The following is a 13,532-nucleotide window of genomic DNA, read 5'->3' as shown; positions in this document are numbered from 1 at the left end:
AACCGCCCGGCGCTACGGCTTCCAGGGACTACTCAACCTTCACTCGCTGGCGCTTCGTTTCCAAGGTTTCGCAGCGTTTGAAATAACGGAACAAACCGGAGACTCGTTGGCCAATTGGATTAGTCAGGCTCAACTGAAATCCAGTACCTTTTCTCAAGTCGAATTCATGACTCGCCACATCTTTCTACGCAGCAATATGCTCGAATAGTCGAGCATTGCATATTCTGGCGCGATCTGATCACCTATTCTGAATCAAGGTGAACCTTGTAACGATTAATCGACAAGTCATTACCTTGAACAGCGGCGATGTCGGCCTTGGGTGCGCAACTGCGAATTTCGCCTGATCACATGCTTATCAATGTCCACAAGGGCTAAAGCTTAACTTGCTCGTTAAGTGTTGTGTCGCTGCACGGCGTTGAAACTTATACTAAGCTCTGAACCATATTTTCTAAAATCCGTGCGCCCAATCGAATGAATATAGCCGCCCTTGCCGTCATCCTGACCTTGCTATTGCTATTGACGTTTGTGTGGCGGCGTTGGCGGCGATCCGTCCGGGCCGACTATATTCGGACTTACAGCTTTCCGCCGTCACTCTACGACAAACTCCGGAAAAGGCGCCCGGAGTTATCGTTAAAGGAATGTCAGTTGGTCGGACGAGCATTGCGGCAGTTCTTTCTGGCTTATTTGCAAGGCCGTTGCCGCTATGTGTCTATGCCGTCGCAGGTGGTAGACGATTTATGGCACGAGCATATTCTCTATACCCGCCACTATGAGGCCTTCTGTAAAAAAGCCTTCGGCGGATTTTTACATCACACGCCGGCAGTCGTGCTGGGCCGGGACCGGCAGAACAATAGCGGTTTACGGCGCGTTTGGTGGCTGACTTGCCGAGAAGAAAACATCGATCCTCGCAAACCCAGCCGCCTACCGTTACTGTTTGCGATCGACAAAAAGCTCAATATCGCCGACGGCTTTGTTTACGCGCCCGATTGCCGAAACTTGCAGCGTGGCGAAACTTACAACGGCGGCACCCCGTACTGCGGCGGTGATTTTTCCAGCCCGGATTTCGACGGCTGTACCGATGGTTTCGGTGATTGGTCGGACGGCGGCGATGGGTCCGGAGATTCAGGCGATGGCGGCTGCGGCGGAGGCTGTGGCGGCGATTGATCTTGATGGTCGCGCTTAACTTGTTGATATTTCTGTGCTTAACCTTTGGAAAGCCATTCGGCCCGCATCGCATCCAGACGCCGCATCATTTCGTCGAATGCCTTGACGGCTTCATTGTGCAGCGGATGAGCGCGGTTGTGGACCGGGTGCCTGGTGTCGTTCATCAACTCTTCAATGAAACGTTCGGCGTCCCGGATTTCTGTTGGGAGTGGATCTGCTCTTTCGGCCATCTGAGTAACAAAAAAATTAACTATTCAGCTCGGTGTCAGATTATTCGAAACCAACGGATTCGCTGGTTGTGTGGAAACGGCTTTAGCCGCGATAAAATCCTTCGATCGCGGCTAAAGCCGCTCCCGCAACAAAATTTAAACCTATCGCTGAACAGTTACCGAAAAAATTGGTAAAAACGCATAAAAAAGCCCACGTTATGTGGGCTCCCGTCCGGTATTGTTTTTTTTATTAATTGGACGCCTACCGTCGACTCGGTAGCTTAATGCGCTGCGTTTATTGTTTTTATTCTACCTATACGGTCGCTTTCTTCTCTCCTCCTGGATACCAAACCTGTTGCCTGGTGTCGGCCTCGGTTAAGGTGGGCGAATTCTAGTGAACTTAAACCGTATTGTCCAGAAAAATTGCGACAGTTTGTCGCATATGAAAGTCAAACCGCCGATTTCAGTAGCTTATTCAAGGCGTCTTTAATGTTTTTGATCGCCACGCGGGCATTATTTAATGGCCGAAAAACAGTCGTTTTGGTAGCGGTGCTCATAAATGCCAATCCAATCTTCATCGGCGCGGACTGACTTTCTCACTTGGATTTAGGCCGGCAGTAATTTGCAAAAAATGGACTGAATGCATCATGAACCGATGCTGCTTCTAAAAGTTAGAACATTTGACACTATTACCTTGGCCGAACGACAATCGTAATCTATCGTTTATCGACTGCGCGTAAACGAAGCAGCAATGAGGAGAGGAAAGAGTGTTTCCAACATCTGTAGCTATTCTGACCGCTTTAGTGATGGGTATTGTAGGTTGTATCTTCGTCGCATGGGGATTTCGCCGTGTTCTAAGCTACGACCAGGGCAACGACGCCATGCAAAAAATCGCACAGGCGATTCAGGAAGGCGCAGCGGCTTTCCTGTCGCGCGAGTACCGTGTCATGGCGCTGTTCGTCGGCATCATCGCGACCGTGATTGCCGCCTTTATTCATTGGCAAACCGCCGTTTGTTTCGTGGTGGGCGCGATTGCTTCGGCAAGCGCCGGTTACGTCGGCATGTACATTTCGGTTCGCGCCAACGTTCGCACGGCAGCCGCCGCCGGTCGCAGTCTGCATGAAGGATTGCGCGTCGCTTTCGGCAGCGGCTCGATCATGGGCATGGCGGTAGTCAGTTTCGGCATTATCGGTATGACGGTTTTGTTTCTGATGTTCCGGGGCGATCCGAATCAACTGACTTACATAACCGGTTTCGGCTTCGGCGCCAGCAGTATCGCCTTGTTTGCAAGAGTGGGCGGGGGCATATACACCAAAGCGGCCGATGTCGGAGCCGACCTAGTCGGAAAAGTGGAACACGGCATTCCGGAAGACGATCCCAGAAACCCCGCGGTCATCGCCGATAACGTGGGCGACAATGTCGGCGACGTCGCGGGGATGGGAGCGGACTTATTCGAAAGCTACAGCGGTTCCATCATCGCGGCTGCCGCCCTCGGCGCCGCAATGGGCGCAAAATCCGCATCGTTCATCGGCCTGCCGTTCCTTGTCGCCGCGGGCGGGATTTTCGCCAGTTTGTTAGGCATTTATATGGTGAATGGCGAAAGGCCGGCAAGTTCCGATAAGGCCAGGCACCCCATTATTACTCGCTTGATTGATAGGTTCGTCGTTACGATAGACGAAACATCCAGCTTGGATGATTTGTTGGCGGTGCTGCGCCAATCCATTTTGACGACTTCGATCGTGATCTTGTTACTGTCCTTGGCGGTAGTTCAAATCGCGGGCGTCAGCATTAACTATTGGCTGGTCATACTGCTCGGTTTAATGGCGGGTAATGCGATTGCATTTGCAACCGAATATTACACGTCGTATACAGAAAAGCCCACGCAAACCATTGCGGAAGCTTGTCAGACAGGCGCCGCAACGACGATCATCCACGGTTTCGCCGTTGGCATGATGAGTACGGTTTTTCCGGTGTTGATCGTCGCGCTATCGATATTGTTGAGTATCTGGTTAGGCTATAAAGCCGACGGCAACATGACGGCCGGCCTTTACGCGGTCGCCCTGGCGGGAGTCGGTATGCTGAGTACGCTGGGAGCGACCTTGGCCACCGATGCTTATGGGCCGGTCGCCGATAATGCGGGCGGAATTGCCGAGATGAGCCGGCTGCCGGAGAAAGTGCGCCATCGCACCGATGCATTGGATAGCCTCGGCAATACCACGGCCGCCACCGGTAAAGGTTACGCCATCGGCTCGGCGGTATTAACCGCATTGGCATTACTCGGTGCTTACGTAACGGCGGCAAAAATCGATGATTTGAATATATTGGGTCCTACCATGTTGCCGGGCATATTGATAGGCGCGATGATGCCTTATCTATTCTCCGCACTGACCATGACCGCGGTGGGAAAAGCGGCGCACCAGATCGTCGTGGAAGTGCGGCGGCAGTTTCACGAAATACCGGGGATTATGGAAGGCGGCGGCAAGCCTGATTATGCGGCTTGCGTCGGCATCAGCACCGAAAGCGCCCTACGCGAAATGATATTGCCGGGCGCACTGGCGGTAGCGGTGCCGTTATCCGTCGGCTACCTGTTAGGTAAAGAAGCGCTCGCCGGCTTGTTGATCGGCACGATGTCTTCCGGTTTTCTGTTGGCGGTGATGATGGCGAATGCCGGCGGCGCCTGGGATAACGCGAAAAAATGGATAGAAAGCGGGCACTTTGGCGGTAAAGGCTCCGATGCCCACAAGGCCGCGGTGGTGGGCGATACCGTGGGCGACCCTTTCAAAGACACCAGCGGTCCGTCGCTGAATATTTTGATCAAACTGATGAGCATCGTTAGCCTGGTGTTCGCAACATCGTTCGGTTCATCGTGGATCGAATTTTAATTCTTCACGGATACGGTTTTTAAGCGAAGGCCAAGATGACCGGTTTAAACAAGTATCGGATGCAGGCGGACGCTAAGCGGCTAGCGTTTATGCAAACCACTGATTCCGGTAATCCGGGTATGCATCGGCTTTGCTGAGTTCGACATCGCCGTCTCGGTGCAAATACACGGCCGGCATCGGGTAACCGTTGAATCGGTTGGCTTTGATCATGGTATAGGCGCCGACATCGGCAAACAAGAGTTTATCGCCCACGCCGGGAATGCTTGCAAAGCGGTATTCGCCGAAGACGTCGCCGGCCAAACAGGTCGAACCTGCCAAAATCGCGCTATTGGCGCCCTGCACGTCTTCCTCCGCCAAAACGGACTTGATTTGATATTCGAACACCTTAGGCTGATGATTGACGGAAGTATCCAAAACCAAGACGGTTTTCCCGTCGCTTTCGAATCGATCGACGATGGTCGTCAGCAAATAGCCGGCATTGCCGACGATGGCCTTACCGGGCTCGAGATAAACTTCGTCCACCAATTCGCTTTTCAAACGACCGACTAATGCGATCAACGGAGCCAGATCGGCGATGCTGTGAAATAAATAACCACCGCCCAGATTGAGCCATTTTAATTTGCGGTGGCGACGCAGCAGCGCTTCTAATTTGTTAAAGGTCTTGAGCAATGGCTGCAAATCGGTCTGACTGAAGACGGTATGAAAATGCAAACCTTCGATGTCTGCCGGCAAGCCGTGCCGGAGTAATTCAACATCAACCCCAAGTTTCGAATGCGGCCGGCAGGGGTCGTAGCGCAAGTCGTCGGCAAACGACAGTTTCGGATTGACCCGCAGCCCTTTGGAATAATCTTCGGCCAGCGTATGCAAATGCCGATACTGGGACAAGGAATTAAAACTGATATGGCCGCACAGGGCCGCCAACTCGACGAATTCATCCTGCCGCAATCCCGGCGTGGTCAAATGCAAACCGGCGCAATGTCCGAATATTTCCTTGGCCAAGCGCGCTTCGTACAAAGAACTGACCGAAACGCCGTCGACGCGGTCTTTCAACTCGGATAACAATGAAGCCAGCGGCAATGCCTTCATCGAATACAACACCTTGCATCCGGTCGCTTGCCGAAGTTGTCGCAAAGATTGCAGATTACGATGAACCCGGTCCAAATCCAGTATAAATGCCGGGCTATGCGCAATTCGCCGTTTCAGCGACTCGGCCATCATGTTTTGCGCCTGCCCGGGTAAATCGCCTGCTCGGTGATGACGACGTCCATATGGACATCGTGGCTTTCCATCGGTACCAAAGGCAATATTTGCGATTGATAGCAGACACCGGCCAACACCGTATCGGGCCGAACACGCCGCAACAAACGATCGAAATAACCGGCGCCGTTACCAAGCCGGCCGCCCTTGCCATCGAAGGCGACGCCGGGCACCATCACGACATCCAATTGCTGCGGATTCACTTGTCTTTCGGGTTCCGGCCAGCGTTCGCGCGGCGGCTCCAAAATATTCCACATACCGGGCCTTAATTCGGCAATGTCTTGCAGATGCCATAACCCCAGGCAGCGTTCGCCATTATCGTCCACCGTGCAATAAGGTACGACGATGCGTTTATGGGTCGCCAATTGTTGAATCAGTGACGGCAAGGTACGCACTTCGGACCGGCAATGCACATACCACAGCACGGTTTGCGCCGATCGATACCATGGTTGACCGATGAAACGCTGACAGATCGAGGCGCTAACAGCGTTTTTATCGGGCTGCGCGTCGCGTGCGGCATAGGCCAATCGGCGCTGTTGTTGTTTATCCATACCGGCGGCAATAGCGCAAGGCCGTTTCCAGCAAATCGGGAGACTCGCTGGTTAAATGCAAGGCGTTTTGTTCCTTACGCAGCCAGGTGAACTGGCGCTTGGCCAATTGCCGGGTCGCGGCGATGCCTCGGTCGACCATAGTCTGGTAATCATACTCGCCGTTCAGATAGGCCCAAGCCTGGCGGTAGCCGACACAGCGAATAGCCGGCATGCTTTCGTTCAAATCCCCCCGCATACGCAGGGCCTTGACCTCATCCAGAAAACCTTGAGCCAACATCTGCTTGAAACGCAACGCGATTTTGTCATGCAGGGTCGACCGCTGTTCGGGAGCGACAATCAGTTTAACGACGTTAAAAGGCAATTCGCTTTGGCGGCCGGATTCGAAGAAACTGGACAAGGGCTTGCCGCTGACTTCGTAGACTTCCAACGCCCTTTGTATTCTTTGCGGGTCATTGACATGGATGCGGGCTGCCGCTTGCGGATCGACCTCTGCCAAACGCGCGTGCAGGGCTTCCTTACCCAGCTCGGCCAGCTCCCTATCCAATCTTTGCCTGACTTCCGGATCGGCTTCCGGCAAGACCGCAAGACCTTGCGTCAACGCACTGAAATACAGCATGGTGCCGCCGGCCAACAGCGGTAATTTGCCGCGCCGGCTAATGTCGCCGATCAGTTCCAACGCTTTGGCTCTAAATTGTCCGGTCGAAAACGACTCGCTAGGGTCAATTATGTCGATAAGATAATGCGGAATTCCGCCCCTTTCCGCCGGCGTTGGCTTGGCCGTGCCGATATCCATGCCCTTATACACCATGGCCGAATCGACACTGATGATTTCCGCGTTCAAGGCGTGAGCCATGGATACAGACAGCGCCGTTTTGCCGGAAGCCGTTGGTCCCATCAACAGAATGACGGGAAACTTGCTGCTGTCACTCATTTATTGGCCGCGCATGAAAAAACGGTCTAAATCCTGGTGCGTCAAGGTCACCCAGGTCGGACGGCCGTGGTTGCATTGGCCTATGCGCTCGGTTTGCTCCATGTCGCGCAACAAGGCGTTCATTTCCTCGATGCTAAGCTTGCGTTTCGCGCGTACCGAACTGTGGCAAGCCATCGTTGCCAAAATGGCATTCGTGGTTTCTTCGGCCTTTTTGCTGATGCCGTGTGTCGCCATGTCGGCCAGTATGTCCCGTATCAATTGATCGACATCGGTTTTCGTCAGCAAGGCCGGCGTGCTCCTCAACACAACCGTTTCCGGTCCCGAGCGGTTTAATTCAAAACCCAAATGATGGAAAAACGCGTGTTCCTGCTCGGCCAAATCGGCTTCGGCACTACTCACTTGAATCTTGATAGGCAGCAGTAGCGGCTGCGAAACAATCGACCGGCTGTGGTAATTTTGCTTCAAGCGTTCGTAGGTCACCCGTTCGTGCGCGGCATGCGCGTCGACCAGAATAATGCCGTTTGCGGTTTCGGCCAGGATATAAATATTATGAATATGCGCCAGTGCAAAACCGAGCGGAGGCATGGCTTGTTCGTCTGCAACGGAGTCCGATTGGGGAAACAATTTACCGTAAGCCTGTAGCTGATCGGCAACACTGGCAGGCTGCGTTTTATCGGCCGAATAATTGAAGCCGCGCGTAGCGGACATCGCGCCTGTACTTGTCGTTTTGGTCTGATGAAGGTCCGCCGCTTGCGCTTCCATCAACGGCAACGAAACCTGCCGGCTCGGCATCGGCTTGGGTTCAAGGCTCGGGGGCTCGGCGGGCATCGCCTGCACGTCGACAGCGTGGGCCGGCGCTTGTCCGGGTCTTTGTTCGGCCAGACTCCGATGCAGGGCTTGAAACAAGAAATCATGCACCATGCGGCCTTCCCGAAAGCGTACTTCCAGTTTGGTCGGGTGCGCATTGACGTCGACCAAGGCCGGATCCAGCACCAAATACAGCACGAATACCGGGTGACGTCCGTGGTAAAGCACATCCTGATAAGCCTGTTTAACCGCATGCGCCACCAGCCGGTCTTTGATCAAGCGGCCATTGACGTAAAAAAACTGCATATCTTGTTGGCTACGCGAAAACGTCGGCAAACCGACCCAACCAGATAGATGCAAACCCGACGCGGCGTAATCGATTTTGATGGCATGGTCGATGAACGCCGAGCCGCAAATAGCGGCAATTCTTTTTTCCTGTTGAGCCGGTGTGGTCGCAGGCCTGAGGTTTAACACTTCGCGCTGATTATGCTGCAGCACAAAGCCGACATCGAAGCGGCTCAGTGCCAATTTCTGAATCAGACTCTCGATATGGCCGAATTCGGTTTTTTCGGTCTTCAGGAATTTGCGCCGGGCGGGCGTGTTATAGAACAAATCGCGCACATCCACTGTCGTGCCCGGCGGATGCGGGTCCGGCCGAGGATCGAAATGTTGTTCGGTGCCGTCGGCGCTGACCTGCCAAGCACATTGGGCATCGGCCGTGCGGGAAATCAAAGTCAAGCGCGCGACCGAACTGATGCTGGGCAAAGCCTCGCCTCTAAAACCCATGCTGCTGACATGCTCCAAATCGTCTAATGAGGCGATCTTACTCGTCGCATGGCGGGACAAGGCTAGCGCCAAATCTTCTTTATGGATACCGCAACCATTGTCGCGAATCTTGATTTGCTTGATCCCGCCTTGCTCGATGTCAATCCCGATCAACGTAGCGCCCGAGTCGAAGCAATTTTCAACCAATTCTTTGACGACGGACGCCGGGCGCTCGACCACCTCGCCGGCCGCGATTTGATTGATCAGTTGAGTGGGTAAGGCATGGATCCGCATGAACAACGCTCGAAAAAGCTGCTTATTTTAGCGGATCGGACATGACTCGGGGCGAACAATTCGCCCCGAGCTGATTCAAGATTTAACTGCTGCGTGGAATCTGCAAAACTTGGCCGGCTTTAACGTTGACATCGACCATGCCATTGGCATTACGCAAATCGCGCATGGAAACGCCATACTGCTGCGCTATTCCGGATAAGGTTTCGCCCGGGCTAATGACGTGCTTGATTTTAGCAGAACCGGCACTAGCCACCTTCAAATCGTCGCGAGCGGATTTTGATTTTTGACGAGAAGCAACCCGCACGGCGGATTTACCCGATTTTTGCAATTGCGCGAACAAGGTATCGGCTGGCGCATAACGTTTAAAATGCGCCAATATGCCGTTATAGATCGCAGCGGCCATCTTTTCCTGATAGGCGCGGCTATTCAGGCGACTTTCTTCCTTCGGATTGGAAATAAAGGCCGTTTCAACCAATATCGAAGGAATGGGGGATTTCAACACCACAAAGCCGGCCTTTTGCACGTTATGTCTATGCAAATGACTAACGGAATTAACACTCTTCAATACTCTGTTACCCACATGCTGGCTCGCCTCTTTGGCCGCCTTGTTGCTTAAGTCCGTTAACACCGACGCTAAGGTATCATCGTGAATTTCACTGCCGTAACCGCCGGCGATATCCGATGAGTTTTCACTGTTGGCGAGATATTGCGCAATTTGGCTGGATGCGCCTTTGGTTGATAGCGTATAAACCGACGCGCCATGAGCGCTAGGATCTTCAAACGCATCGGCATGTATCGATACGAACAGATCGGCCTTGGCTTTCTGCGCGATGTCGACACGTTTGCGCAATTTAACGAAATAGTCGCCGTCGCGTATCATCAACGCTTTCATACCGGGCTGCCGATTGACTACATTTTCCAAACGCTTGGCAATGGCTAATACGACATCTTTTTCCTGAGTGCCGTGGCTGCCCTGCGCGCCGATATCCTTTCCGCCGTGGCCCGCGTCGATCGCGATTACGATATCGCGTCCGCTGGCTTTGACCGCTTGCGATCGCGATTTTTTAGCGGTCGTTTCCGCCTTTGCAGCCGCCTTCGTCGAAACGGCCTTGGCTTTATTTGCTTTAGTAGCGGTAGATATCGGCGATAAATCGAATCGCAAGCGCTTGCCGCGTTCGAGTGCCGCGACCTTAACGGAAGTTTCGGCGTTTAATTCAACGACCACGCGCACATCGGTTTTATTGCGCACCGCCGAGCGCACGGCGACTGCGATTGCGTGATCGGCCGGCGGCTGCGCCAAGGTTTGAGACAATGCCGCGTTTTGAAAATCCACCACCAAGCGACTCGGGTTTTTTAACGTGAAATACCGGTAATGCGGCGACTTGGACAAGTCGAACTGCAAACGCCCGCTTTGTTGACCGGAGAATATTAGACCTTCAATTTGGGTTCCCGCCGCATGGAGCAAATTCGCCTGCATAAACAAACCCACGACCCAAAAAAACTTTATGATTTGTCGCATAAGCCCGCCAACCGCAATAAGATTGAGAATTTTTGGAGATTATAGCAGCAGGCCTTTGTTTTTCCAGATAATTGTTAGTTTATTTTTAAGCGCGTCGCTTAGGACGCCGATTTCTACTATTCTTCCGCCATCCCGATAGCCGAGCCGAACTTCCACATCGCTTGCAGGCAGGTATCCATCTCCCATTTGCGGCCATTCGATACAACATAAGGCGTCCTGACTCAAATAATCGTTTATCCCTAACCATTCCAACTCTTCCGGGTCTTTTAAGCGGTACAAGTCAAAATGAAATACGACGCGATCCGGCAAATGATATTCTTCCACCAAGCTATAGGTCGGGCTTCTGACCGGCCCGCCGTATCCGGCTTCGCGCAATAAGCCGCGCATCAAAGTGGTTTTTCCGGCACCTAATTCACCGTATAAGAACAAAAGACATTTTTTCGGCAATGCTTTCCCTAGCGCCGCTCCGAATGCCTCGGTTTCGTCGCTATCGTTTAATTCAATCATCATGAATTTAACAGCTGTCTAAGTATCGGCATCAAATCGCCGGCTAACATGCCGCGTTCGCCGCTTTCCGATGCGATGCGATCCGCCGCTTCGCCATGCACGTAAACCCCTAATTTCGCGGCCTCTATAATAGACAAACCTTGCGCCAGCAGCGCAGCGATGATTCCGGACAGAACATCGCCCATCCCTCCGCTCGCCATACCGGGATTGCCGGTAGTGCCGACGAAAATATCGGAACCATCGGCAAGCAAACTGCCCGCGCCCTTCAGTATGCAAACTCCGCCGTATCGGTTTTGGATGTTTGTTACCGCAGCATAACGCCTGGCGCTAACATCCCGGTTATCGCAACCCAATAAACGTGCCGCCTCACCCGGGTGCGGCGTCAAAACCCAGCTTTCGCGCTTGACCGGGTGTTTGGCCAGCAAATTGAGGGCATCGGCGTCTACCACACAGGGTTTGTCGCACTGCACAATTGCCGCAAACAAATCGCTTGCCCAGTCGTCTTGGCCCAAGCCGGGACCAATCACAACGACAGTGGCTTTTTCCAACAGAACACTCAATTGGTCGGACGCTTCCACCCCATGACACATCAGCTCGGGCCGGCCAATGTTCAAGAAAGAACTATGCTCGGAACGCGTGGCGATACTGACCAAGCCCGCGCCGCCGCGCAATGCGGCTTCCCCGGCCATGCGGATTGCACCGGAATAGCCCTTGTTTCCGCCGATCAGCAAAACATGGCCGAAATGGCCCTTATGCGCCGTTCGCGCTCTAGGCGGCAAGGGCTTTTTTTTCAGCAAGCGGGCGGCAAGCGGCAAGTCCGCCAAGACCGACTCGGGCACATTCAAACTGGAACAAACAATATCGCCGCAATAGTCGGCCGCGTCGCCGGTAAACAAGCCGCACTTCAAGCCGATAAAAGTGACCGTGATGTCGGCTTTAACGGCCTGGCCCAGCACACAGCCAGTATCGGCATGCAGACCGGATGGCACGTCCAGCGACACAACGGGACATTCGGAATGATTAATACAGATAATGGCCTCGGCATATTCGGCGCCGACCTGCCGGTTCAGACCGGTACCGAGCAGAGCGTCGACAACGATGCCGTCAGGCTTTATGTCCGGCTGAAAAGTTAAGACCCTACCCCCTCCATCCAGAAAGTCGCGATACGAACGCCATGCATCGCCCTTTAGATTTTCCGGATCGGCCACAGAATAGACGACGACATCGAAGCCGGATTGCAAGGCCAATTTTGCGACAACGTAACCATCGCCTGCATTATTGCCGGCGCCGCAAAACACGCTCAAACGACAAACATCCGGCCAACGCTGCTGCAAAGCGTTGAATGCGGCCAAGCCGGCACTGCGCATTAACTGCAAACCGGACATTTGCAGCTCTTCGATTGCGATTCTTTCCGCTTCCCGTATCTGGGCGACACGATATAGCCTCTGCGACGATAGTTGCATAAGATTGTTGTGTAAAATATTCAGATGTCATCATTATATTGCATGTCTGGCGATGCCCCCAACCGAACGGCCCGATTTTCAAAACCTCGCAGCTCAGATTAAAGTCTGGGGAAATGAACTGGGATTTCAGCAAATCGGCATCAGCGATACCGAGTTGAGCAGTGCCGAAAGCCATTTACAGCGATGGTTGGCTAAAGACAGGCACGGCGCCATGCAGTATATGGCGGCGCATGGGCTGAAACGCAGCCGCCCCGCCCTGCTGCAAGCCGGCACGCGCAGCATCATCAGCGCGCGCATGGATTATCTGCCGGAAAAAACCGTCAACAGCCAGGCTATTCTCAATAACTCAGCGATGGCATTCGTATCCCGATACGCACTGGGCCGCGATTATCACAAACTGATACGCAATCGTTTACAAAAACTGGCCGATAAAATCACCGCCGAAATCGGTCCGTTCGGGTATCGCGCTTTTGTCGACAGCGCTCCCGTATTGGAAAAAGCCATTGCCGAAAAAGCCGGCTTAGGCTGGATAGGCAAACATAGCAACCTGATCAATCGGCGGGCCGGATCCTGGTTTTTTCTCGGCGAGATCTATACCGATCTTCCGCTGCCGCTCGACGAACCGGCCTCGGCCCATTGCGGCCAATGTCGGGCCTGTTTGGATGTTTGTCCGACTCAAGCCATAGTCGCGCCCTATCAAGTCGACGCGCGGCGTTGTGTATCCTATTTAACGATTGAGTTAGCCGGCAGCATTCCGGTAGAACTACGCCCTTTATTAGGTAACCGCATTTACGGCTGCGACGACTGCCAACTGATATGCCCCTGGAACCGTTTCGCCAAACTCAGTATGGAAACCGATTTCAAGCCCCGCCACAAATTGGATAACATTACTTTGGTAGAGCTATTCAACTGGACCGAAAACGAGTTCTTAAAAAACACCGAGGGCTCCGCAATTCGCCGCATCGGCCACCAGCGCTGGCTGCGCAATATCGCGGTGGCTTTAGGCAATGGAAAACCGACGGCAATCGGCATAAATGCCTTGCAAAGCCGAATGCATCACGCTGCCGAACTGGTACGCGAACATGTCGATTGGGCATTAAAACGACTGACTGCGCCATCACATTCAAACTAAGGCGGAATTCTAAACCGGCCGGAATACACTCGCCAAATAGAGTGTTTTTCA

General features: G+C 53.4%; 11 protein-coding genes and 1 pseudogene. 4 read left to right on the top strand and 8 right to left on the bottom strand.

The features are described from left to right. Window positions 1-208 (top strand): annotated as a pseudogene (locus ACW73I_RS13430) (hypothetical protein); the annotation flags it as partial. Window positions 209-471: 263 nt separating this feature from the next. Continuing rightward, complete coding sequence (locus ACW73I_RS13425; RefSeq protein ID WP_458029893.1) at window positions 472-1,164, top strand: glycine-rich domain-containing protein; 693 nt, start codon at window positions 472-474, stop codon at window positions 1,162-1,164. Between the two features lie 38 nt (window positions 1,165-1,202). On the opposite strand, the gene ACW73I_RS13420 is transcribed toward ACW73I_RS13425, so the two are convergent. Continuing rightward, a complete protein-coding gene (locus ACW73I_RS13420) occupies window positions 1,203-1,394 on the bottom strand; it encodes a hypothetical protein (RefSeq protein ID WP_458029892.1) in 192 nt (63 codons plus the stop codon). A gap of 785 nt (window positions 1,395-2,179) precedes the next feature. Between ACW73I_RS13420 and ACW73I_RS13415 the strand changes: the two genes are divergently transcribed. Further along, window positions 2,180-4,255 carry a sodium-translocating pyrophosphatase gene (locus tag ACW73I_RS13415; protein ID WP_458029896.1) on the top strand — a complete coding sequence of 692 codons (2,076 nt, stop codon included), beginning with the start codon at window positions 2,180-2,182 and terminating at the stop codon, window positions 4,253-4,255. A gap of 87 nt (window positions 4,256-4,342) precedes the next feature. Here the strand turns inward: ACW73I_RS13415 and ACW73I_RS13410 are convergent, their stop codons facing one another. The 7 genes from ACW73I_RS13410 to ACW73I_RS13380 form a co-directional block, all read right to left on the bottom strand. Continuing rightward, entirely contained in the window at window positions 4,343-5,473 is a 1,131-nt protein-coding gene (locus ACW73I_RS13410) for a carboxynorspermidine decarboxylase (RefSeq protein WP_458029891.1), read from the bottom strand. Further along, window positions 5,470-6,063, bottom strand: coding sequence for a 5-formyltetrahydrofolate cyclo-ligase (locus tag ACW73I_RS13405; RefSeq protein ID WP_458029890.1), 594 nt, complete (start codon window positions 6,061-6,063; stop codon window positions 5,470-5,472). Before ACW73I_RS13405 ends, ACW73I_RS13410 begins: the two co-directional genes overlap by 4 nt. After that, a complete protein-coding gene (gene miaA / locus ACW73I_RS13400; protein WP_458029889.1) occupies window positions 6,056-6,994 on the bottom strand; it encodes a tRNA (adenosine(37)-N6)-dimethylallyltransferase MiaA in 939 nt (312 codons plus the stop codon). The genes ACW73I_RS13405 and miaA overlap by 8 nt, the downstream gene beginning before the upstream one ends. After that, complete coding sequence (mutL, locus tag ACW73I_RS13395; RefSeq protein WP_458029888.1) at window positions 6,995-8,860, bottom strand: DNA mismatch repair endonuclease MutL; 1,866 nt, start codon at window positions 8,858-8,860, stop codon at window positions 6,995-6,997. A gap of 82 nt (window positions 8,861-8,942) precedes the next feature. Then, window positions 8,943-10,379, bottom strand: a complete 1,437-nt coding sequence (locus ACW73I_RS13390) for an N-acetylmuramoyl-L-alanine amidase (RefSeq protein WP_458029887.1) — start codon at window positions 10,377-10,379, stop codon at window positions 8,943-8,945. A gap of 39 nt (window positions 10,380-10,418) precedes the next feature. Beyond that, window positions 10,419-10,889, bottom strand: a complete 471-nt coding sequence (gene tsaE / locus ACW73I_RS13385) for a tRNA (adenosine(37)-N6)-threonylcarbamoyltransferase complex ATPase subunit type 1 TsaE (RefSeq protein ID WP_458029886.1) — start codon at window positions 10,887-10,889, stop codon at window positions 10,419-10,421. Continuing rightward, a complete protein-coding gene (locus ACW73I_RS13380) occupies window positions 10,886-12,349 on the bottom strand; it encodes an NAD(P)H-hydrate dehydratase (RefSeq protein WP_458029885.1) in 1,464 nt (487 codons plus the stop codon). Before ACW73I_RS13380 ends, tsaE begins: the two co-directional genes overlap by 4 nt. A gap of 52 nt (window positions 12,350-12,401) precedes the next feature. Between ACW73I_RS13380 and queG the strand changes: the two genes are divergently transcribed. Then, on the top strand, window positions 12,402-13,481 hold the full coding sequence (gene queG, locus ACW73I_RS13375) for a tRNA epoxyqueuosine(34) reductase QueG (protein ID WP_458029884.1): 1,080 nt from the start codon (window positions 12,402-12,404) through the stop codon (window positions 13,479-13,481). Window positions 13,482-13,532 lie beyond the last annotated feature (51 nt).

It is taken from the genome of Methylomonas sp. MgM2, assembly GCF_054172045.1.
Note: the sequence above shows the minus strand (reverse complement) of the source record. Positions and strands in the feature narration are given on the sequence as shown.